Source organism: Endobacterium cereale, assembly GCF_009617585.1.
Taxonomy (GTDB): Bacteria; Pseudomonadota; Alphaproteobacteria; order Rhizobiales; family Rhizobiaceae; genus Neorhizobium; species Neorhizobium cereale.
Genome location: NZ_WIXI01000022.1, coordinates 233706 through 255860, shown reverse-complemented (window position 1 = coordinate 255860; position 22155 = coordinate 233706). Strand labels below are relative to the sequence as shown.

Genomic DNA, 22155 nt, shown 5'->3' with positions numbered 1-22155 from the left:
CGATGCGGCGGGCTTCTAGCCGCAGAGGTATGGAAAGTCAACGGCAGGGAAAATTAGCATGTGGTGCAAGGCCCTGCGCCTGTGGGAAACTCGACGTTTCACAAGCCCCGAAACGGCTCAGCCAGCAGCGGAAACCTTTGCCATCGCGCGCTTCTCACGACGTCTCTGTACGGAGGAGGGAATGTTCATTGCTTCGCGATATTTTGCAACCGTGCGGCGAGCCAGGTCGACGCCACCCTTCTTCAGGCTGATAACAATATCGTCATCCGAAAGAACGGCGTCGGGTGATTCCTGCGCAATCATCTTGCGAATCTGATGGCGCACCGATTCCGCGGAATGATTGTCGCCCCCCTCGGCAGAACTGATCGAAACGGTGAAAAAATATTTCAGCTCGAACAGGCCTCGCGGTGTCAGCATGTATTTGTTCGAGGTGACTCTGCTCACCGTCGATTCGTGCATCTTGATCGCCTCGGCTACCGTTTTCAGGTTTAACGGTCGCAAATGGCTGATGCCATGGACAAGAAACGCGTCCTGCTGGCGCACGATTTCCGTCGCCACCTTCATGATCGTACGGGCTCGCTGGTCGAGGCTGCGTGTCAGCCAATTGGCGTTTTGCATGCACTCGGATAGAAAGGCTTGATCATTGCTCTGTTTCGCCACGGTTTTCGAAACCGTCTGGAAATAGGTCTGGTTGACCAGAACTTTTGGCAGGGTGTCGGGATTGAGCTCGATCGCCCAGCCGCCATCGGCGCCTGATCGCACCACAATATCGGGCACGATTGCTTCCGAAACGCCCGTGTCGAAACCGCTGCCAGGCTTGGGGTTGAGCTGACGGATTTCCGCCAGCATGTCGACCAGATCTTCCTCATCGACGCCGCACAGTTTTCTTAGGCTCGCGAAATCGCGCTTTGCCAGCAATTCCAGGTGATCGACCAGCGCCCGCATGGCCGGGTCGAACCGGTCCTTCTGGCGCAACTGGATACCCAGGCACTCGGACAGTGATCGTGCAAATATGCCGGGCGGATCAAGCGTTTGCAGGCGCTCAAGAACGGCCTCCACCTCCGCAAGGCTTGAGCCCAGTCGCTGGGAAATCTCGTTTGTATCGGCTTGCAGGTAACCGACATCGTCGAGCTGGTCGAGAAGATGCTGGGCGATCAGCCGCTCCGCGGAAGAGGCGACCAGTAGCGGTATCTGCTGGTTGATGTGGTCGTGCAGGCTCAAACGCCCGGCGACAAAATCGTCAAGATCGTAAGGTTCGCCGCTTTCGCCGCCGGGCATGGATTTCCATTGTCCCATCAGCTCAGGTGCATCGGGACGGGCCTGTGGCATGTCGTCGGGAAAGACGTTTTCGAAATTGGCGTCGATCTGATCGGAAATATGCCCGCCACCATCTGCCCGGCCGGTTTCGTACCAGTCGGCTTGGCCGTCACCATCGCCACGGCCATCATCGGAGCTGGCATGGTCCCGTTCATCGCCACCGGCCTCTGGCATGGCTTCATTGCCTGCGCCTTGGGCATCATTTGGCGAAAATTCGAGCAGTGGGTTTTTTTCCACTTCCTGTGCGATGAACTGGTTCAGCTCGAAATGCGTCATCTGAAGCAGCTGGATTGACTGCATCAGTTGCGGCGTCATGACGAGCGACTGGTTCTGTCGCAGCAAAAGGCTGGCAGCTAGGGCCATATTGGACGCGAAACTCCCCTGACGATCTCCCGGTCGTGGGTTTTTTCCCGTGCAGGAATGCGGGAAATCTCACTTGGCCCAAAAATTGCTTTTTATATGGGTTTGGTCAAGCGCCGACATGCAGCCGGCGCTATTTTGATGACGTGTATGCGTCAGAGGCTGAACTTGTCACCCAGATAAAGGCGGCGCACATCGGCATTGTTGACGATGTCGTCGGCGCGGCCGTGGGTCAGAACCTCACCGGCATGGATGATATAGGCACGATCGATGAGGCCAAGCGTCTCACGTACGTTATGGTCGGTGATCAGAACGCCGATGCCACGAGCCGTCAAGTGACGCACGAGATTCTGGATATCCGACACCGAAATTGGATCGACGCCTGCGAAAGGTTCGTCGAGCAGCATGAAGGCGGGGTCGGTTGCCAGCGCGCGCGCGATCTCGAGGCGACGGCGTTCGCCGCCCGAAAGCGCGACTGCCGGCGACTTGCGCAGCCGTTCGATGTGAAACTCTTCCAGCAATTCGTCCAGCTTGCGGGCGCGCAATTTCCTGTCCTTCTGGTGGACTTCCAGAACGGCAAGGATGTTTTCTTCCACCGTCAGGCCACGAAAGATCGAGGCTTCCTGTGGCAGGTAACCGACGCCAAGGCGTGCGCGCCGGTACATAGGCATGCGCGTCACGTCATAGCCGTTGATAGCGATCATGCCGAGGTCGACACCGACAAGGCCGGTGATCATGTAGAAACAGGTGGTCTTGCCGGCGCCGTTGGGGCCGAGCAGGCCGACAGCCTCGCCGCGACGCACGACCAGCGACACGCCGTTGACGACGCGTCGCGAGTCGTAGGTCTTGGTCAGACCATGCGCGATCAGCGTGCCTTCGTAACGCGCCTTGTCACGCGGGTCGAAGGGTTCCGGTTGGCCGGGCTTCGGCTGTTTGGCGAAAAAATTCTTCACTGTGCGCGTTTACTGCTGTGGCTTCGATTTCGGATCGAGCAGAATCTGCACGCGGGTGTTGGGGCAGGGCGTCAGCTTGGCTTCTCCTGTCTTCATCAGAACCGTCAGCTTGCAGCCGCGAAAAACGTTCGGCCCGTCGGACAGCACGACCTGCTTGCCGGTCAATACAAAGGTCTGCGAGGCCATGACGAACTCACCCTGATCAGCCGTCGCATTCTGCTGGCCAGATGTCAGGTGAACCGTGTCGTTCAGGAAAATCTTGTCGATCTGGGTGTTGCCGGATGTCACCGACGAACCTTCGCCGAGATAAACCACCGTCATCTTGCCGGCGCGCATCGTTGTCGCACCCTGCACGACACGGACGTTGCCAGTGAAATAGGCCTTTTTTTCCGTGTCCTGAATTTCCAGCTGGTCGCTTTCGATCTGGATCGGCTTGTCGTTGGAAAGCGCCATGCCCTCCATGCGGGTGGAGGACTGTGCCAGCGCATTGCCGGCCATCAAACAGGCAGCAAGGGCGGCCGGGACGGTCATCGGGGTCAGGAAACGGCGAAGGGTCATGGCCGGGCTCTATTTATCTTGGTTGTTGAGCGAGGCGGCTTCGAGATCGACCCGGACCCCGCCTGTGAAGGTAATGGTTTTTCCCTTATCCGTTATCTTCATCGAGTCTGCAACAATAGACGCTTCCGGCGTGGAGATTGTTATTGTGTCGGGCGTCTCTAGCGTGCCTGCCTTGACGTCCATGTTGGCCGACTGGAACTTCGCCGTCAGGCCATTGCTCAGGTTCACGTCGAAAGGGGCGGTCATCTGCATACGGTCCGTGGCACGGTCGAAAATGCCGGCGCTCGCCGCAACCCGGGCGATCACGTCCTTGCTCATCGGCATGGCTGCCTTCACGTTTTCAAGCGAGATCATGTTCGGATCGGCAATATCCTGCAATGCCCGCGTCGCCGTCATGGAATAGCTGACGCCATCGTCATTGCGGCCGGCGATGGCCGGGCTTTCCATGACGATCTTGCCGTCCTCGATCTTGGCGCTCTGGATCGTCAGGTTTTCCGGCAAAAAGGTGCGGATGAAGGATACACCGATAAAAAGAAGGGAAATGATCAGCGCGGCGACCGGCAAAAGCACCTTCAGCCTTTTTACGCGCGACGAATGCGCCTGAGCCAGCTTGTAGGCTCTGGTTTGTCGCATGGTGGCGTCGTTAACGGGACCGGATTGGGTCAGGGTCTGCAGCGGGTTTCTCCAGGCAGTCGTTTATGCGTCCGCATTTTCAATCGAATGGCCGCGGCGCTTGGGCAGCCGGCGTCCTGAACCTTGAATATGGCGATTAATCATCAACAAACAATAATGGACGACACAAATACGTGTACTCGCAATCGTTTGATCTGCCAAGCGTCACCCTCAGAGGTGTTTAGCGATTGGTTATGGTGCTGCGCACTCTTGATTTTTGTGGGGCCGGTTCCTTTTTCTCGGGAAAGGATTTAGGACCAGTGCAAGCCAAGCTGACGAGGGACAAAGACCAACATGGATCAAATGGCCTATGCCGACCGCAGGCGCCTGCGCCGCAAGCTGACCTTCTGGCGCATAGCCGCCTTCCTTCTGGTCATTGCCATTGGCTTTTCCCTTTATCGCTTCGCCGCCGGTGATCAGCGGGATACGGTGCGCCCGCATGTGGCACGTGTCGAAATTTCCGGCATGATCACCGATAATGCCGAGCTTTTCGAACGGCTGGATCGCATTGCCAACAACGATCAGGTCAAGGCGGTGATCGTGTCGATCTCCTCGCCGGGTGGTACCACCTATGGCGGCGAGCGCACTTTCAAGGCCATTCGCGCCATTGCGGAAAAGAAGCCCGTCGTTTCGGATATCCGCACGCTTGCCGCATCAGCCGGCTACATGATTGCCTCTGCCGGTGACATGATCATCGCGGGAGAAAGCTCGATCACCGGCTCGATCGGCGTGATTTTCCAGTATCCGCAGTTTGACGAGTTGATGAAGAAGCTCGGTGTCTCGCATCAGGAAATCAAGTCTGCGCCACTTAAGGCCGAACCCTCGCCGTTCCATCCGGCCAGCGAAGAAGCAACCGCGATGATCCGCTCGATGATTATGGACAGCTATGACTGGTTCGTCGACCTTGTGGCAGAACGTCGCGGCCTGTCGCGCGAGGAAACCCTGAAGCTCGCCGATGGCTCAATCTATACCGGTCGGCAGGCGCTGAAGGTCAAGTTGATCGACCAGCTCGGTGGCGATAAGGAAATTCGCGACTGGCTCGAAACCAAGGGTGTTGCAAAAGACTTGCCGGTGCTGGAATGGAAGAAGAAGGACGAAGGTTTGTTCTTATCACTTCCGATGGTCGTCGGCCATGCCGCGCGGCTGATGGGTATTGAAATGGATCTTTCGCCCGAATCGCTGCAGCGATGGGGCGCGGAGAAGTTGTTCCTTGACGGTCTCGTTTCCGTTTGGCAGGTTGGTAGTGACAGATAATTCAATGATTTCTGGGGGAAGATCGTGATCAAGTCGGAACTGGTGCAGATCGTCGCGGCCCGCAATCCGCATCTTTATCACCGTGACGTGGAAAATATCGTCAACGCCGTTCTCGATGAGATTACCGATGCGCTTGCCGGTGGCAATCGCGTGGAATTGCGCGGGTTCGGGGCGTTTTCGGTCAAAAACCGTCCGTCGCGCTCCGGCCGCAACCCGCGCACGGGTGAAACCGTGTTCGTCGAGGAAAAGTGGGTCCCTTTCTTCAAAACAGGCAAGGAACTCCGCGAGCGGCTGAACCCCGATCTTGCCGACGAAGAAGATGCCGACTGAGGCGATCACGACTCTTCGCTTCGCTTGAAAAGCGAATATTTGGACCTAGTTCAGTAGGGCGGCTGGAGTACCACGCCGCCAGCTGGCTTGCTGTTTGTTGAATACAGAAATGATGAGAGGGACCATGACAAAGGTCAGGAAAATCGCCAATCTCGTGATTTTTGTACCGCTCGGCATCCTGCTGATCGTGCTCTGTGTCGCCAACCGCCAAAGCGTCACGCTTGCGCTTAATCCCTTTCAGCCGCAGGACAGCGTACTTTCGGTTTCTGCGCCGCTCTTTGTTCTCCTCTTCCTGTCGGTGATCTTTGGCATGGGCGTCGGTTCGATGGTCACCTGGTGGAATCAGGGCCGCTATCGCAAGCAGGCCCGCACGGAAGCCCGCGAAGCCGTGAAATGGCAGCAGAACGGCAAGCCGTCGATCTCTCCTGTCGAGGCAAAGCAGTTGCGGATCAAATAAGCATCTCGTGCTGACCGAAGACGAGGCTATTGCAGGCATCGAGCGTCTCACATCTGCGCTTGAGCAGCGATCGTTGGAAACCAGGTCGATCCGCCAATTTTTCAATGTTGGCGAATGGTTGTTGGCTTTCGAAGGTCTGGAAGCCTGTGCCACATATTTTACGGATGCGGAGCGAAATGAGCTTGCCGCACTCAAGGACTATTTCGGTGCGCCGGCGTGATGTAACGTTTTCCGCCCACTCACAGCATCATTAAAATCCGAAAAGAACCGCGCAGCCAGTCGCTGTGTGGCGGCACCGATCAGTTTTGACCCGAGCTGTGCCAGTCGTCCGCCAAGTTCCGCCGCAGCCACGTAACGCAGGATCGTCTCGTCGCCATACTCGATCAGTTCCACATCGGCTGCTCCCTGTGCAAAACCGAGAATGCCACCCTTTCCCGCTGCAGAAAGCCGATAGCTTGCGGGGGCGTTCACGTTCGACAGTGTGATCGTGCCGGAAAAATTGCTGGCAATCGGCCCGAGCTTGATGCGGATAACGGCGACGAGTTCTCTGTCCGATTGCCAATCCAGGCTTTTGCAATGAGGAATGCAGTGCTTCAGGATTTCCGCGTTATTGAGCCCGGCCCATACCTTGTCACGGCTCGCTGCGATGCGTTCCTCGCCGGTCACGTCCATGGGCTTCTCCTTTTCTCGGTGCGGCAATGCCGCTTATTTCGTCTTTTGTCACCTATCTGCGAAAGGGAAAGCCCTTTGCCAAGGGGCGCGGCAATGCTATTTGCACGCCAGATAAAGGAAGGCCCGACCGGATCGGCCTGATCGTGCTCGGGAAAATGACCATGAAGAACAAGGAACGGCGCCCGGGATCGCGCCCCGCCGGAAAACCGGCCGGCAAGACAGTTGGCAAGGCTCCCGGCCAATCGGCGGGTAAATCGGCCGCCAAGCCAGCCCGTCCGTCCGGCAAGCCGGCCGGTGCGTCTCACAATGAGCGTTCATCGGCGAAGCCTTTCAAGGCTACTCGTCCGCAGGAACAGCGCGTCGAAGCAAAACCACGTCCGCAGCGTAGCGAACATGCGCAGTTCGGCAATTTGCGTGAGGCCGAAGCCCGGCAGGCGGCGAGTGCCGAACAGCGCCTGATGATCAAGCGCAGCGGCGAACGCCCACCCGAACGTATTCCGGTCATTCTCGAATCCACCGGCGCCGGTGATTTTCATCTGATCGATACCGGCAATGGGCTGAAGCTCGAGCAATACGGGCCTTACCGTATCGTGCGCCCGGAAGCGCAGGCGCTCTGGAAGCCGGCTCTGCCCGAACACATCTGGGACAATGCCGACGCCGTTTTCACCGGCGATACCGACGAGGACGGCATGGGCCGCTGGCGTTTCCCCAAGGATGCGCTCGGCGAAACATGGCCTCTGTCGCTGCTCGGCATCGATTTTCTCGGTCGTTTCACGTCCTTCCGCCATGTCGGTGTGTTCCCGGAACAGATCGTCCATTGGGCGTGGGTCAAGGAACAACAGGAAAAAGCCGATCGCCCGCTGAAGGTTCTGAACCTCTTCGGTTACACAGGCGTCGCTTCACTGGTGGCAGCAGGTGCCGGCGCCGAGGTCACCCATGTCGATGCCTCGAAAAAGGCGATCGGTTGGGCCCGTGAAAATCAGGCACTCGCTGGTCTTGAACGCGCTCCGATCCGCTGGATCTGCGAGGACGCCATGAAGTTCATCCAGCGCGAGGAACGGCGTGGCAGCAAATACGACATCATTCTCACCGATCCGCCGAAATTCGGGCGCGGGCCGAATGGCGAGGTCTGGCACCTGTTCGAGCATCTACCGAACATGCTGGATATCTGCCGCGAGCTTCTGTCGCCAAAAGCCGTCGGCCTCGTGTTGACCGCCTATTCCATCCGCGCCAGTTTTTACTCCATCCATGAGCTGATGCGCGAAACCATGCGTGGCGCCGGTGGCGTCGTCGAATCCGGCGAACTCGTCATCCGCGAAGCCGGTGTTGACGGCAAAAGCCATGAGCGCGCGCTTTCCACCTCCCTCTTTTCCCGCTGGGTGCCGAAATGACCGAAGAATATCGTTCCGATTTCAGGCGGGAAGGCCCGCGCCGCGTCGGCCAGGTGAAGGAAGTCACCAGCCTCGCCAACCCGATCGTCAAGGACATCAAGGCGCTGTCCGACAAGAAGACCCGCGAGGAAACCGGCACGTTTATGGCCGAGGGCCTGAAGCTGGTCATCGATGCGCTGGAACTCGGTTGGAAGATCCGCACGCTGGTTTATGCCAAGGCCGCCAAGGGTAAACCGCTGGTCGAACAGGTGGCGACAAAGACCGTCGCCAATGGCGGCCTTGTGCTGGAAGTCAGTGAGAAGGTTCTGTCGTCGATCACCCGCCGCGACAATCCGCAGATGGTTGTCGGCATCTTTGAAAGCCGCTGGACCCGCCTGTCGGACATCCGCCCGGAAAACGGCCAGACCTTTGTCGCGCTGGATCGGGTACGTGATCCCGGCAACCTCGGCACAATCATCCGCACCGCCGATGCCGCCGGCGCTTCCGGCGTCATTCTGGTTGGGGAATGCACCGACCCGTTTTCGCTGGAAACCGTGCGCGCTACCATGGGCTCGATCTTTGCTACACCTTTGATCCGCGCTTCGGTCGAAGAATTCCTGTCCTGGCAAAAACATGCCGGCGCGGAAATCGTCGCCACGCATCTGGCAGGTTCGGTTGATTACCGCACGGTCGATTATTCGAAAAAGCCGGTCGTGATCCTGATGGGCAACGAACAGTCGGGTCTGCCGGAAAATCTTGCCAAATCGGCCACGCGTCTGGTGCGTATTCCGCAGCAGGGTCTGGCAGACAGCCTCAATCTCGCGGTGGCAACGGCGGTCATGCTGTTCGAAGCCCGCCGCCATCTTCTGAAAATCTGAAAAGGACCGGCATGACGACCGAAACCGCCCCGCTTCGACCGACGCTTCTCTCGCGGCCGCTGCCGATCGCGATCTTCATCATCATTGCCCTCATCCTCGACCAGATCATCAAGATCGCGGTCGACAATTACCTGCCGCTGGAGGAGGCGGTGCATGTCGTGCCCATGCTGGCACTGTATCGCACCTATAATACCGGCGTTGCCTTCTCCATGCTCGATCATATGGATGGCTGGTTCATCGTTACCATGCGCCTCGCCATCTGCGCCTTCGTCATCTGGTTGTGGCGCCGAACCCCGGCGGATCGCACTTTTGCCCATGCCGGTTTCGCCTTCATCATAGCCGGTGCGCTCGGTAACCTGTTCGACCGTTTCCTTTATGGCCATGTGATCGATTACATTCTGTTCTATACATCCACCTGGTCCTTCGCCGTCTTCAACCTCGCCGACAGTTTCATCACCATCGGGGCCGGCTGTGTCATTCTGGATGAGATTCTGGGTTCGATCCGCAAGAAACCCGAACAGCCAAAAATCTAAACCATTAACCTTCGCCCGAAAGCATTCGGAAGGAAGCGCATGTTAGTTTTTAAACATGCGCAAGATAGCCGACATGCAAAATCGTCTGATCGCTGCCTTCGGTGCCCCGGCACCGTCCGAGGAGGAGCGCGCACGCGACGATGCTGCGGCTCCGATCGCCTTTCCAAAGCAGGCCGTTGCGGAAACACCGCCAAGTCCGGCCTGGCTGAACTTCTTTTCCCGTCTCGGCAGTCACCGCGGGGCGCCGGTTTCCGTCGCCGCTCCGCCCATCGATCCCGCCAATTTGGCCGATGCTCTCGGCGAGGTTGCCGTCACCCGCACGGTCGATGGTCGTATCGTCGATGCCAATGGCATCTTCCGGCGGCTGACCCGTTGCGACGCACCTGAAGGTCGCACGCTCGAAGGGCTTGGATTTCGTGCTCGTGCCCAGTCCGCCCAGCCGATCGATCTCGCAGAGCCGACACTCACGGGTCGCGATCTTGAAATCACCGGTCCATCCGGTTTTCGCATCTTCTGGTGGCGCGATGTTCCTGTCCGCGACGCCGACAGCAACGTTATGCTGCACGGTTTTGCTCGCGATGTCACCGAGGAACGTCTGGCACGCGAAGAACAGGAAGTTGCGCGGCTGAAAGCCGAAGCGCTCAATCTCACCAAATCCCGCCAGCTTGCTACGGTCGTGCACGAGTTGCGCACCCCGCTCAACGGCATTCTTGGCATGGGACAGCTTCTCGGCCGCACGCATCTGTCGCCGGAGCAGCAGAACTATATCGGCGGCATCCGCCAGGCCGGGCAGGCACTCGCCCAGCTGGTCGATGATCTTCTCGACTATTCCACCATGGAAGCCGGTCGCTTCAAGCTCAACACGCGCGCCGAGAACCTGCGCCAGTTGATCGAAAGCGTTATGGAAATGGTTGCCCCGCGCGCCCACGAAAAGCAGGTGGAAATCGGCGCAACCGTCATGTCCGACCTGCCGGATCTGCACGATTTCGATCCCGCCCGCCTGCGTCAGGTGCTGTTCAACGTTATCGGCAATGCGGTGAAGTTTACCCAGACAGGCGGTGTCCTCATCCGCGCCTGGCCGGAAACGGAAAACGTCGTCATCACCGTATCCGACACCGGCCCCGGCATGACAGCGGAAGAACAAGCGCGTATTTTCGGCGAATTCGAACAGGCAGGCACGGCCGAGGCCCGCAGTGGCGGAACCGGTCTCGGCATGGCGATTTCGCATCGTATCGTACAGGAATTCGGCGGCTCCCTTTCTGTGGAAAGCGAAAAGGGCGTCGGCTCCACCTTCACCATCCGCCTGCCGCTGGCGCCGACCGAAAGCGCCGCCGCTTTTGTTGAGGGCACTCGCGCTCAGCCGTCTGGCCGCGCCGAGGCTTTGCGCCCATCTCGCGTGCTGCTGCTTGCACCGCAAGGCCCGTCTTCTTCGGCCATCATCGGCCTGATCGAAACGCTGGGTGGCACATGCATTCAGGTTGGTAGCAATGCCGAGGCCGAAAGGCGGATCGAGGATGCGGGCAGAGGTGCGGATCGCTTCACCGATCTCATCGTTGATCACCGTCTCGCCGGTGGCCCCGCCGGTACGCTCGTTCATGATGGTCTGCGTCGTATTCTTCTGGTCAACCCCGAAGATCGTGGCAGCCAGCCACAGGAACTGTATGACGCCTGGCTCATCCGTCCTCTACGCGAACGCACGCTGATCGATGTCCTGCGTGGGCGTTTAGGCGGTCGCGAGCCAGCCGCCGCGACGTTGGTCGAAACGCCAGGCTCGGCGCCGACTATCGAGACCAGAGCGACGGCTCAACCGGGCCTGTCCATCGTGCTTGCCGAGGACGATGCCGTCAGCGCTATGCTTTATGCCACCATTCTGAAACGCTCCGGACATACGGTCACGCGTGTTGCGGATTTCCCTTCGCTCTTGTCTGCCGCCTGCGGCGATACGCCACCCGATCTTGTTATTTCGGACATGCATATGCCGGGCGGTGAGATCATTGAAGCCCTCGGCAACATCACGTCCGCATCAAGCCTCCGCGGCCAAAACCTGCCTGTCATAATTCTCACAGGCGAGAGCAGGGAAAGCCAGCATGCACAGGTCATCTCGGCCGGTGCCGCACATGTCATGGAAAAGCCGGTCACGCCAGACGCACTTCTGTCCTCGGTGCGGCAATTCGGAACGGCAGCCATGCGTCAGGCATCTTGACGTCGCCAGCCAATGTGACAAACACTGTCACGGCAATGTCGCATGGAAATGATTTATGACAGCCATCGAAGCGCTATTTACGGGCGAAAAAAATGACTGTCGAACTGCTGACTCGGGGCGTCGCCATCGAAACTAACCAGCTTGTCCCGCAGCCCCCTGCGGGCACGGACGTATTCGGCCGGATAGGCACTCTCGAAACCCGCCTTGCCAGATCTTCCCGCGAGATCGACGCTGCGCAGGCCGTCCGTTATCGTGTCTTTGTTGAGGAAATGGGCGCACAATTGCCGGCGGAAGCGATGCGACGGCAGCGCGATTTCGATGCATTCGACGATATTTGTGACCATCTTCTCGTTTTGGATCATGCCATCGAAGGTGACATTGAAGACCAGATCGTCGGCACCTATCGGTTGCTGCGCCAGGAAGTGGCGATGGCCCATGGCGGCTTCTATTCTTCGTCAGAATTCGATCTCGCGCCGCTTCTCGCCCGTCATTCGGGAAAACAGTTCATGGAGCTTGGCCGTTCCTGTGTCCTGCCTGACTATCGCACCAAGCGCACCGTCGAGCTTCTCTGGTTGGGCAACTGGGCCTATGCGCTGAAACACGGTATGGATGCCATGTTCGGTTGCGCTTCGTTCCCGGGCATCGATCCGCAGGAACACGCACTGGCGCTCTCCTTCCTCCACCACAATTCGCAGGTGAAGGACGAGTGGATGGTTTCGGCGCTACCGGAACTCTACAAAAACATGAACATGGTGCCTGCAGAAGAAATCAACCCGCGTCAGGCACTGTCGGCCATGCCGCCGCTCGTAAAGGGTTATCTGCGTCTCGGCGCCATGATCGGTGACGGCGCCGTGGTCGATCAGGCCTTCAACACCACGGACGTGCTGATCGTGCTCCCCATCGCCGTCATCTCCGGTCGCTATATCAATCATTTCGGCGCCGATGCCGGCCGGTTCGCGAGCTAACGCACCAGCCGGATCGGCCCTTCATATTGGGCAATCGTTTCGTCCGAGGTCATGAGCATCATGTCCTCGGAGATCGCCTGCGCGATGAGGATTCGGTCGAATGGGTCTTTGTGGATGGGCGGTAGTCTTTCCAGCGCAAAGGCGTGATCGCTTCTGATTTCGAGCTCCTGGAAATCGTTATATTGAAGTGAGCGATGCAAAACCTTTGGGTGAACCGGAATTTCGTCTCTGCCCAGTGTGTATTTGATCGTCAATTCCCAAATGCTCGCGGAACTTAAGAAAAGCGTATTACGATCGTCTTCAATGATTTGCCGAGCCGCCATAGGTAGTTTGGTCGTTTGCGCTGCCAGCCAGACCAACAGATGGGAGTCGAGCAGAAATCTCACTTACTCTTCCCGTAGAACATCTCCTCAATCTCCTCGGCGAACATCGTGTCGAAGTTGTCCGGCACCGAAAATTGCCCTTCGAGAAAACCGATCCGCCGTTTTTTCTTCGGAGCCTCGATAAGCTCAACTTCCTCCACCGTCACCACCTTCAGCGACGGTTTCCCTTCTTGGGCAACGACAAACGGCTCCCCCTTCGCGGCCTTTTCTAAAAGCCGCACCAGATCTTTCTGAGCTTCCTGAATATTGACGGTCTTCATGAGCGACATTCCGCGAGTGGACCTGTACTCCCAAGGTAATCCACTCGCGGTCGCCATTCAAGGAGAGCGCTGCCGGTTACATACCGGCGTTATAGGCCGCGATCGCCGCCATGTTGACGATGTCGCTGTCCTTGGCGCCCATCGGCGCGATCTGCACAGACTTGTCGAGACCGACCAGCAGTGGGCCGATCACGGTTGAGCCACCCAGTTCCTGCAGCATGCGTGTCGAAATCGCGGCCGAATGGATCGCCGGCATGACGAGAACATTGGCCGTGCCGGAAAGACGGCAGAACGGGTACTGCTGCTGCATGCGCTCCAGATTGAGCGCCACATCGGCACCCATTTCACCGTCATATTCGAAATCGACCCGCTGGCCGTCGAGGATTTTGACGGCCTCGCGAACCCGTTCCGAACGCTCGCCGATCGGCTGGCCGAAGGTGGAATAGGCCAGCATCGCCACGCGGGGCTCATGCCCCATGCGCTTGGCCAGCCGCGCCGCTTCGATGGCAATCTCAGCCAGATCGTCGGCCGTCGGCATGTCATGCACGGCGGTGTCGGCCACAAACACTGTGCGCCCGCGTGCCAGAATCATCGAAACGCCGATCACCTTGTGGCCCGGCTTGGCATCGATGCAGCGGCGCACGTCGGCCAGAGCCGTGGCATAGTTGCGGGTCGTGCCGGTCACCATCGCATCCGCATCACCCAGCGCCACCATGCAGGCGGCAAAGTGGTTACGGTCATTGTGGATGAGGCGCTGCACGTCGCGCAGTAGATAACCTTCGCGTTGCAGGCGTTCATAAAGATAGTCGATATACGCCTCGACGCGGGTCGAGATGCGCGCATTGACGATCTCGATACCGGGACGATCCAGCTCTATGCCGGCTTTTTCCGCTGTGGCGCGGATGACGTCGTCACGGCCGAGCAGAATGGCGGTGCCAAGCCCCTGCGCCATATAGGCGACAGCGGCGCGCATGACCTGTTCTTCTTCTGCTTCCGCAAACACCACGCGCTTCTGATACTGGCGTACGCGTTCAAAAATGTCCTGCGTGTTGGCAGCGATCGGATCGATACGGGCCGAAAGCTGGCGGCCGTAAAGCGCCAGATCAGTGATGTCGCGCCGCGCCACGCCGCTATCCATCGCAGCCTTGGCGACAGCCACCGGAATGGCAGAGATCAGGCGCGGATCGAACGGTACCGGAATGATGTATTGCGGCCCAAAACGTGGGCGAACACCCTGATAGGCGGCGGCCACGTCGTCCGGCACATCTTCACGGGCAAGATCGGCCAGCGCCTGCGCGGCGGCAATCTTCATCGCGTCGTTGATCTGCACGGCGCGCACATCCAGCGCCCCGCGAAAGATGTAGGGGAAGCCGAGCACGTTGTTGACCTGGTTCGGATAGTCCGAACGGCCGGTCGCCATGATCGCGTCGTCGCGGATCTGCGCTACTTCTTCCGGGGTGATTTCCGGGTCCGGGTTGGCCATCGCAAAAATGATCGGCTGATCCGCCATCGAGCGGATCATCTCGTCGGTGAACGCACCCTTCTGCGAAAGGCCGAACACCACGTCGGCGCCCTTCATGGCTTCTTCCAGAGAACGGCGGTCGGTCTTTGCCGCATGTGCCGATTTCCACTGGTTCATGCCCTCGGTACGGCCCTGATAGATCACGCCCTTGGTGTCGCAGAGAATGATGTTTTCCGGGTTGAAACCCATCGCCTTGATCAACTCGATACAGGCGATCGCGGCAGCACCGGCGCCATTGCAGACGAGCTTGGTCGTCTTCAGGTCACGGCCGGTCAGTTCCAGCGCATTGATCAGGCCGGCGGCGGCAATGATCGCCGTGCCGTGCTGGTCATCGTGGAAAACCGGGATGTCCATCAGCTCGCGCAACCGGCTTTCGATGATGAAACATTCCGGTGCTTTGATGTCCTCGAGGTTGATGCCGCCGAAGGAGGGGCCGAGGTAACGCACGCAGTTGATGAACTCGTCGACATTTTCAGTATCGACTTCAAGGTCGATACTGTCCACATCGGCAAAGCGCTTGAACAGGACCGACTTGCCTTCCATGACCGGCTTCGATGCCAGGGCGCCGAGATTGCCGAGGCCCAGGATGGCGGTGCCATTGGAAATCACGGCCACCATGTTGCCGCGCGTCGTGTAATCATAAGCCGTGGCAGGGTCAGCGGCGATCGCCTTCACCGGCACTGCAACGCCTGGGGAATAAGCCAGAGACAGGTCGCGCTGGGTTGCCATCGGCTTGGTGGGTGTGATCTCCAGCTTGCCGGGGCGGCCGTTGGCGTGAAAGTCGAGTGCCTCGCGATCGGTAACCGATGCACGGCCCTTGGGCGTCTTGTCTGCTGCCATGGTGTTTCCGTTTCCCTGTTTTTCTATCAGTATCATGTGGGCAGAAGGCCGGATTGCCGCCGCCATTGTTGTGTTTCCGGGTGCATCATCGATAAGGTCGCCTTTTCCCGGAAGCAACACAAAACGGACCATCGATTTGCAACGCCTGCCGACCGACACGCTCGATACAGCCCGCCTGATCACCGAGGAAAGCCGTAGCTCGGCCACCCCGATGATGGAACAATTCATCGAGATCAAGGCCAACAATCCTGGCTCGCTGCTGTTTTATCGCATGGGCGATTTCTACGAGCTGTTCTTCGATGATGCCGCTGAAGCGTCTCGTGCACTCGGCATCACGCTCACCAAGCGCGGCCAGCATATGGGCTATGATATCCCCATGTGCGGCGTGCCAGTCCATGCTGCCGACGATTACCTCCAAAAACTGATTTCGCTGGGGTATCGCGTCGCCGTTTGCGAACAGATCGAAGATCCGGCCGAGGCCAAGAAACGTGGCTCGAAATCGGTGGTGAAACGCGATGTCGTGCGCCTAGTCACGCCCGGCACGCTGACGGAAGAAAAGCTGCTCGTTGCTTCCGAATCCAACTACCTGATGACGCTTGCTCGCATCCGCGGCAATAGCGAACAGCAGATGGCGCTGGCCTGGATCGATATCTCCACCGGGGTTTTCCGCGTGGCCGAAACCGAGCATACGCGTCTGCTCGCCGATATCCTGCGCATCGAACCGCGCGAATTCATCCTTGCCGATGCCATTTTCCATGATCCCGAACTTAAGCCGGTGTTCGATGTGCTCGGCCGCGTTGCAGTGCCGCAGCCCGCCGTGCTGTTCGACAGCGCCATGGCCGAAAGCCGCATCACCCGTTATTTCGGCGTGGAAACGCTCGACGGTTTTGGCACGTTTTCGCGCGCGGAACTGACGGCCGCCGCTGCTGCCGTCGCCTATGTGGAAAAGACACAGATCGCCGAGCGCCCACCGCTTGGCAGGCCGGAGCGCGAAAGCGGCAATTCCACGCTGTTCATCGATCCCGCCACGCGCGGCAATCTGGAACTGACGAAAACGCTTTCTGGCAGCCGTGACGGTTCGCTGCTGAAAGCCATCGACCGCACCGTTACCGGCGGCGGCGGACGTCTGCTCGCCGAACGGCTGATGTCGCCGTTGACCGACCCCGAGGTTATCAACCACCGCCTCGATTCCATCTCCTTCCTGATCGATGAGCCTTCGCTCTGTGGCGATCTGCGCACTGGCCTCAAACACGTGCCGGACATGCCGCGCGCACTGTCGCGCCTCGCTCTAGACCGTGGTGGCCCACGTGATCTGGGCGCCATCCTCATAGGCCTGCAGGCCGCTCGCACAGTTGGTCAGAGCCTGTCGAAGGTCATGCTGCCGCCAGAACTGGAAGAGGCTATGGCCTCGCTCGCCGCCCTGCCGGATGATGTGGAAAACCTGCTGTCCGGCCTGCTGGCCGAAGAACTGCCGCTGCTGAAACGCGATGGCGGTTTTGTTGCCGATGGCGCTTATGCAGAACTCGATGAAGTCCGCGCGTTGCGTGACCAGTCGCGAAAAGTCATTGCCGGGCTGCAGCTGCAATATGCCGATGAGACCGGCATCAAGTCGCTGAAAATCAAGCACAACAACGTGCTTGGTTATTTCATCGAAGTCACCGCCGGCAATGCCGGCCCGATGACCGATACGCCGGAAGCAAAGGCCCGCTTCATCCATCGCCAGACCATGGCCAATGCCATGCGGTTCACCACGACGGAACTGGCCGATCTCGAAACCCGCATCGCCAATGCCGCAGGCCAAGCGCTGGTCATCGAGCTCGAAGCCTTTACCCACATGAACAACGCGGTCACGGAACAGGCCGAAGCCATCAAGGCCGGTGCCCGCGCGCTCGGCATCATCGATGTCGCTGCCGGCCTTGCCATGCTGGCGGAGGAATGGGGTTATCGCCGCCCGATCGTCGATGACAGCCGCATGTTCGCCATCGAAGGCGGCCGCCATCCGGTGGTCGAACAGGCGCTGCGCCGCCAGTCGGCCGGTGCCTTTATCGCCAACGAATGCGATCTTTCGCCCAAGGATGGCGGAGAATTCGGCGCGCTCTGGCTGCTCACCGGCCCCAACATGGGCGGTAAATCGACCTTTCTGCGCCAGAACGCCCTGATCGCCATCCTAGCTCAGATGGGCTCCTTCGTGCCCGCTGCCTCCGCTCATATCGGTGTTGTCGACCGGCTGTTCTCCCGCGTCGGCGCGTCGGACGATCTGGCACGTGGCCGCTCTACCTTCATGGTGGAAATGGTCGAAACCGCCGCAATTCTCAATCAGGCGACTGACCGCTCGCTGGTCATTCTCGATGAAATCGGCCGTGGCACCGCCACGTTCGATGGCCTGTCGATTGCTTGGGCTTCGGTCGAACACCTGCACGAGGCCAACCGCTGCCGTGGCCTGTTCGCCACCCACTTCCACGAACTCACCGTCCTGTCGGAAAAGCTGAACCGCCTCTCCAACGCCACCATGAAGGTGAAGGAATGGGATGGCGAGGTTATCTTCCTTCACGAAGTCGGCCCCGGTGCGGCCGATCGGTCCTACGGCATTCAGGTCGCCCGTCTCGCCGGCTTGCCGGATGCGGTGGTGGAGCGTGCCCGTGATGTGCTGACCAAGCTGGAAGACAGCGATCGCAAGAACCCGGCCAGCCAGCTGATCGACGACCTGCCGCTCTTCCAGATCGCCGTGCGCAAGGAAGAAACGCGACGTGGTCCGTCCAAGGTTGAGGAAGCGCTGAAAGCGCTTAACCCGGACGACATGACCCCACGCGAGGCAATGGACGCGCTTTATGCGCTGCGCAAGCAGCTAGCGGAGAAGTGACGCGCCCAAGGGTGCATTGGCAGATGATGCCATTCTGGTATGATGGACCTCGCAACCGCACCCGCGAGGTCCAGTCATGCCCACCCGCAATGTCGTCCTGACGGATCACGATGCAGACGTCATTGATCGTCTGGTGAAATCCGGCCGTTATCAGAATGCCAGCCAAGTTTTGGGCGAAGGGCTGCGGTTGGTGGAACGGCGTGAGGTGGCAGAAGCCGCCAAGCTGGAAGCTTTGCAAAAAGCCGCGCGACTGGGATTTGCGGATCTGGAAGAGGGTCGCTTTACCGATATTGCCGACGACGAACTGGAAGATGCGATCGCTGCTCTCGGCCGCGAAGCCGAAGCGAGGGTCCGCAAGGTCCACCCGTGACCAAGCGCGGCACGTATCGTCTGTCCGTGTGGGCGCGGGCCGATATCATCGATATTCTGGCGGAAACGGAAGACCGTTTCGGAGGTGCCGCGCGTGACCGCTACCAGAAACTTTTGGTGACGGCCCTGCGTGATCTGGCAGATGATCCCGAGCGGATCGGATGTCATTGGCGTCCCGAACTCGGCGATAGCGTGTCTAGTTATCACCTGCGTCACAGCGGGAAACGCGCCCGTCATGAAACCGGCATCGTGAAGCACCCCCGGCATCTGGTGCTTTATCGTGTTCTCAATCCCGAATTAATCAGTATCGGTCGCATTCTGCATGATGCCATGGAACTGGAACGGCATTTGCCGCCCGATTACGGAGCGTATTGATCGCGCGGCTTAACCCTCATCCTCGACAAATCGACCGAAATCGAAAGCGCCACCCGCTGCCATCGGCTTCTGCTCCACGGTTTCCGTTGCAGCACCCGGTTCGGTTTCCAGCGAACGTTTTACCAGAACCGGCGGTTTCATGGCGACACGTTGGCCAGGCGACAGCAGCGCCCAGTGCGCAAGAGACCGGATAGCGACAGGTTCGGCAGATGCGGTGCCAGTGGCTGGAGCAGCATCCTTCAGAACGCGAATCTTGGCGAGATCCTGACGGATGGCCGGATCGCCAAACGGCTTGGAGACGGGGGCGGGCAGAGTTGGTCGCTGCGCCGGGATCGGGCCGATCGACGCCACAACGATATTGTCTGGCGGCAGTTCTGTCGTCTCGACCGGCTTCGGTCGCGGTGAGGGAACCGGAATAGCGGCGGCCAGCAGCTCAACCTGCTTTTCCTCACGCTTCTCGGCAATCTCGGTCTTTTCCTTCGGGCTGCCTCCGAATTTGCTTTGCATGTCGAGCGCCGCCTGTGCCCGGCTTTTGGGGGTCGGCAGCATGGCAGTCACAAGGCCGCTGTCATCGGCGTCGCGCGAACGGCCGCGGGCGATGACAGGTGCTGCATCATCGTCATCCTCGGCGGTGGCTGCAATTTCGATCGAACGTGGGCCGATCCGGCGTTTGTAATCGGCAAGCGCCTGCTGATAGCCCGGCAGCGGCCGGCCATTGGTGGGCAGGTGCAGCGTGCGTCCGTTCGGGAAGAGGTTTGCAAGTTCTCGCTGCGACATGCGCGGCCATGCACGCACGCTGCCGACATCCAGATGCACAAAAGGCGAACCGGAGGTGGGGTAATAACCGACGCCACCGACCTGCATCTGCATGGCGGTGGCGCGCAGTGTCGAAATTTTTACACCCGGAATGAAGAAATCCATGGCCTTGCCCAGCATGTGCTGGCTTTTCTTGGCAACGCCGGTCGTGCGTGAGCGGCCACGCAGCATGTTGTTGGTTTTCGGCGAACGATAGGCCGAAACTACGTGAATGTAATCTCTTGCGCCGACGCGGCCATAGACTTCCCAGACGAGATCCAGCAGGCGCGGGTCCATCTTCGTCGGCTCGTTGCGGCGCCAGTCGCGCAGGATGCGGTTGATCTGGTTCAGGCCCTTCTGGTCGAAACGGCCATTGCGTTTGTAAACGATATTGGCGCGCTCGCCCGTATGGGTGAAATAGAGCTTGAGAGACCGCGTCTCTGCGGCCGCAAAACCACTGCTGGCCATCAGCAAGGGGAGGGCCAGCAGGGCCGCGGCCAAAGCCTTTGCCGGCCGCGTCGCAGAGCGGCACATTCGGGTTGCTGCATCTCGGCAAAAGGAAGTTACGACCGAAACGCCGTGCGGGAACTCGAACGCCACCATGACAACTGCAAACCCAGATTACGCGGGACATCTGACACTCCTCTGGAGCGCCGCGGATCAGCAATTATGGTCAATAATTTCCTAATAAGAGGTTAGCTCATTGCCAAACTGTCATATCGGCGAAATCCGAGTCTGTTTCGTTTGTGCTGGCTATTGCGGAAACGCGTGATTATTGTGCGTTGCAACAAGGCCTGCCGATCCTCTTCGCCACACGGAGAATTCGACCACTGTATGCGCAACATCCTGTCCATCGTGCCGACGGCCGGCTGGCTCTCCCCATCGAACAAGCGTGTCGCCACATCGCACATGAAAATGTTCGAAAATCATACAATCGTCACATTGCCGGTTCGAAAGACAGGCGCTTGAAAATGGCGTCGCGCCGCACTTGAGCTATTCAAAATCCGCCTATTTCCTTTCGCAAATCATACCCCCGTAAGACAGAACCCTGGAGTTGCCATGAGCGTGAGTTGGACCGATGCTGCCATCCTTGGACTTGTGCAGGGGTTGACCGAATTCCTGCCGGTGTCCTCGAGCGCGCACTTGCGCATACTCGGTGAATTCCTGCCATCGGGCACTGATCCGGGCGCGGCCTTCACCGCCATCACCCAGCTCGGTACGGAAGCCGCGGTTCTCGTCTATTTCTGGAAGGATATCATGGCGATTGCCACCGCTTGGCTGCGGCAGGTCTTTCGTCTGGGCGATTACGACAAGGATGCCGCCCGCATGGGCTGGCTGATCATTATCGGTTCGCTGCCGATCATCGTGCTTGGCCTCGCCTTCAAGGACGCGATCGAACACGGGCTTCGCAACCTTTACATCACCGCGATCATGCTGATCGTCTTCGGCCTCATCCTCGGCTGGGCCGATCATATCGGCAAGAAAAAATACGCGCTGAAACAACTGATCTGGCGCGATGGCATCATCTTCGGTTTCGCGCAGGCCATGGCGCTCATCCCCGGCGTTTCCCGCTCCGGCGGCACCATCACCGCCGGCCTGATCATGGGTTACACGCGTGAAGCGGCCGCCCGTTATTCCTTCCTTCTCGCCGTCCCTGCCGTGTTTGGTTCGGGTTTCTACCAGCTGTTCAAGACGATGGGCGAGGAAACCGCCGTCGCCGCCGGCCCGACGGCCGTTGCCACGCTGATCGCCTTCGTGGTCGGTTACGCGGTCATCGTCTGGTTCCTGAAACTGGTCTCGACCAAGAGCTACATGCCATTCGTGTGGTACCGTTTGCTCATTGGCGTCGTTCTGCTGGGCCTGTTGTTCACCGGTGTGCTCAGCCCGATCTGAGGTAAGTGAAGGCCCGGCTTTGGCCGGGCCTTTCAAATAGCGGTGCGGTCCGGCGCCGAAAGGTTTCGCATGAGCCGCTTTACGCATTGCTCAGCCTACAGCCTTTCTGAGACGATCAATGACAGGCAAACATGCACGAACAGGATCGCATACTCACGCCTCTTTTTCACGATCGTAGTGCTGATTGCCGCACTTTTTGAGAAAGGAGGGCTGACGACTTGCCACTCCCTTCGTCGCGCCCCGACCAACGTTATTGCCCGCCCCACCGCTTAACTCAGATCTCCGAGGCGCAGCCTTTTATCGCATTCCCCTGTAGTTTTGCGCAAACGCGGCATG

At 59.1% G+C, this 22155-nt stretch carries 22 protein-coding genes; 13 read left to right on the top strand and 9 right to left on the bottom strand.

Annotated elements, in window-relative coordinates; genetic code table 11:
• Window positions 1-117 precede the first annotated feature (117 nt).
• From rpoN to lptC, 4 genes are all read right to left on the bottom strand, one after another.
• On the bottom strand, window positions 118-1680 hold the full coding sequence (gene rpoN, locus GAO09_RS01460; RefSeq protein ID WP_153352284.1) for an RNA polymerase factor sigma-54: 1563 nt from the start codon (window positions 1678-1680) through the stop codon (window positions 118-120).
• 152 nt (window positions 1681-1832) lie between these two features.
• Complete coding sequence (lptB, locus tag GAO09_RS01455) at window positions 1833-2630, bottom strand: LPS export ABC transporter ATP-binding protein (RefSeq protein WP_410767976.1); 798 nt, start codon at window positions 2628-2630, stop codon at window positions 1833-1835.
• Window positions 2631-2639: 9 nt separating this feature from the next.
• Window positions 2640-3188 carry an LptA/OstA family protein gene (locus tag GAO09_RS01450; protein ID WP_153352283.1) on the bottom strand — a complete coding sequence of 183 codons (549 nt, stop codon included), beginning with the start codon at window positions 3186-3188 and terminating at the stop codon, window positions 2640-2642.
• A 9-nt stretch (window positions 3189-3197) separates the two neighbouring features.
• A complete protein-coding gene (gene lptC, locus GAO09_RS01445) occupies window positions 3198-3821 on the bottom strand; it encodes an LPS export ABC transporter periplasmic protein LptC (protein WP_153352282.1) in 624 nt (207 codons plus the stop codon).
• A gap of 333 nt (window positions 3822-4154) precedes the next feature.
• On the opposite strand from lptC, the gene sppA reads away from it, so the two are divergent.
• The 4 genes from sppA to GAO09_RS01425 all read left to right on the top strand — a co-directional run bounded on the left by sppA (window position 4155) and on the right by GAO09_RS01425 (window position 6121).
• Window positions 4155-5114 (top strand): signal peptide peptidase SppA, encoded by a 960-nt coding sequence (gene sppA / locus GAO09_RS01440; RefSeq protein WP_153352281.1) that lies wholly within the window; start codon window positions 4155-4157, stop codon window positions 5112-5114.
• 24 nt (window positions 5115-5138) lie between these two features.
• A complete protein-coding gene (locus tag GAO09_RS01435) occupies window positions 5139-5444 on the top strand; it encodes an integration host factor subunit beta (protein ID WP_112729732.1) in 306 nt (101 codons plus the stop codon).
• 124 nt (window positions 5445-5568) lie between these two features.
• Complete coding sequence (locus tag GAO09_RS01430; protein WP_153352280.1) at window positions 5569-5901, top strand: LapA family protein; 333 nt, start codon at window positions 5569-5571, stop codon at window positions 5899-5901.
• Between the two features lie 7 nt (window positions 5902-5908).
• Window positions 5909-6121, top strand: coding sequence for a hypothetical protein (locus GAO09_RS01425; RefSeq protein WP_153352279.1), 213 nt, complete (start codon window positions 5909-5911; stop codon window positions 6119-6121).
• Here GAO09_RS01425 and GAO09_RS01420 read toward each other — a convergent pair.
• Window positions 6100-6573, bottom strand: a complete 474-nt coding sequence (locus tag GAO09_RS01420; RefSeq protein WP_153352278.1) for an SRPBCC family protein — start codon at window positions 6571-6573, stop codon at window positions 6100-6102. The genes GAO09_RS01425 and GAO09_RS01420 overlap by 22 nt on opposite strands.
• A 161-nt stretch (window positions 6574-6734) precedes the next feature.
• Here GAO09_RS01420 and GAO09_RS01415 point away from each other — a divergent pair, with 161 nt between their 5' ends.
• From GAO09_RS01415 to olsB, 5 genes are all read left to right on the top strand, one after another.
• On the top strand, window positions 6735-7964 hold the full coding sequence (locus tag GAO09_RS01415; protein WP_153352277.1) for a class I SAM-dependent rRNA methyltransferase: 1230 nt from the start codon (window positions 6735-6737) through the stop codon (window positions 7962-7964).
• Entirely contained in the window at window positions 7961-8821 is an 861-nt protein-coding gene (locus tag GAO09_RS01410) for a TrmH family RNA methyltransferase (protein WP_153352276.1), read from the top strand. Before GAO09_RS01415 ends, GAO09_RS01410 begins: the two co-directional genes overlap by 4 nt.
• Window positions 8822-8832: 11 nt before the next feature.
• A complete protein-coding gene (gene lspA / locus GAO09_RS01405; RefSeq protein ID WP_153352275.1) occupies window positions 8833-9354 on the top strand; it encodes a signal peptidase II in 522 nt (173 codons plus the stop codon).
• A gap of 73 nt (window positions 9355-9427) precedes the next feature.
• Entirely contained in the window at window positions 9428-11557 is a 2130-nt protein-coding gene (locus GAO09_RS01400; protein WP_209018565.1) for a hybrid sensor histidine kinase/response regulator, read from the top strand.
• Window positions 11558-11649: 92 nt separating this feature from the next.
• Window positions 11650-12522 (top strand): l-ornithine N(alpha)-acyltransferase, encoded by an 873-nt coding sequence (gene olsB, locus GAO09_RS01395; protein ID WP_153352273.1) that lies wholly within the window; start codon window positions 11650-11652, stop codon window positions 12520-12522.
• On the opposite strand, the gene GAO09_RS01390 is transcribed toward olsB, so the two are convergent.
• The 3 genes from GAO09_RS01390 to GAO09_RS01380 form a co-directional block, all read right to left on the bottom strand.
• On the bottom strand, window positions 12519-12908 hold the full coding sequence (locus GAO09_RS01390) for a type II toxin-antitoxin system VapC family toxin (RefSeq protein ID WP_324184951.1): 390 nt from the start codon (window positions 12906-12908) through the stop codon (window positions 12519-12521). The two genes, olsB and GAO09_RS01390, sit on opposite strands and share 4 nt — an antisense overlap.
• Window positions 12905-13165, bottom strand: a complete 261-nt coding sequence (locus GAO09_RS01385) for a type II toxin-antitoxin system Phd/YefM family antitoxin (RefSeq protein ID WP_153352272.1) — start codon at window positions 13163-13165, stop codon at window positions 12905-12907. The genes GAO09_RS01390 and GAO09_RS01385 overlap by 4 nt, the downstream gene beginning before the upstream one ends.
• A gap of 76 nt (window positions 13166-13241) precedes the next feature.
• Window positions 13242-15527, bottom strand: coding sequence for an NADP-dependent malic enzyme (locus tag GAO09_RS01380; protein WP_153352271.1), 2286 nt, complete (start codon window positions 15525-15527; stop codon window positions 13242-13244).
• 211 nt (window positions 15528-15738) lie between these two features.
• On the opposite strand from GAO09_RS01380, the gene mutS reads away from it, so the two are divergent.
• From mutS to GAO09_RS01365, 3 genes are all read left to right on the top strand, one after another.
• Window positions 15739-18387: a DNA mismatch repair protein MutS gene (mutS, locus tag GAO09_RS01375; protein ID WP_153352681.1), complete on the top strand. Its 2649-nt coding sequence runs from the start codon at window positions 15739-15741 to the stop codon at window positions 18385-18387.
• A 76-nt stretch (window positions 18388-18463) separates the two neighbouring features.
• On the top strand, window positions 18464-18757 hold the full coding sequence (locus tag GAO09_RS01370; RefSeq protein WP_153352270.1) for a type II toxin-antitoxin system ParD family antitoxin: 294 nt from the start codon (window positions 18464-18466) through the stop codon (window positions 18755-18757).
• Window positions 18754-19131: a type II toxin-antitoxin system RelE/ParE family toxin gene (locus GAO09_RS01365; protein WP_324184950.1), complete on the top strand. Its 378-nt coding sequence runs from the start codon at window positions 18754-18756 to the stop codon at window positions 19129-19131. Before GAO09_RS01370 ends, GAO09_RS01365 begins: the two co-directional genes overlap by 4 nt.
• A gap of 9 nt (window positions 19132-19140) precedes the next feature.
• Here the strand turns inward: GAO09_RS01365 and GAO09_RS01360 are convergent, their stop codons facing one another.
• Window positions 19141-20460: a peptidoglycan L,D-endopeptidase MepK gene (locus GAO09_RS01360; protein WP_235937878.1), complete on the bottom strand. Its 1320-nt coding sequence runs from the start codon at window positions 20458-20460 to the stop codon at window positions 19141-19143.
• 525 nt (window positions 20461-20985) lie between these two features.
• On the opposite strand from GAO09_RS01360, the gene GAO09_RS01355 reads away from it, so the two are divergent.
• Window positions 20986-21819, top strand: coding sequence for an undecaprenyl-diphosphate phosphatase (locus GAO09_RS01355; RefSeq protein ID WP_153352268.1), 834 nt, complete (start codon window positions 20986-20988; stop codon window positions 21817-21819).
• Window positions 21820-22155 lie beyond the last annotated feature (336 nt).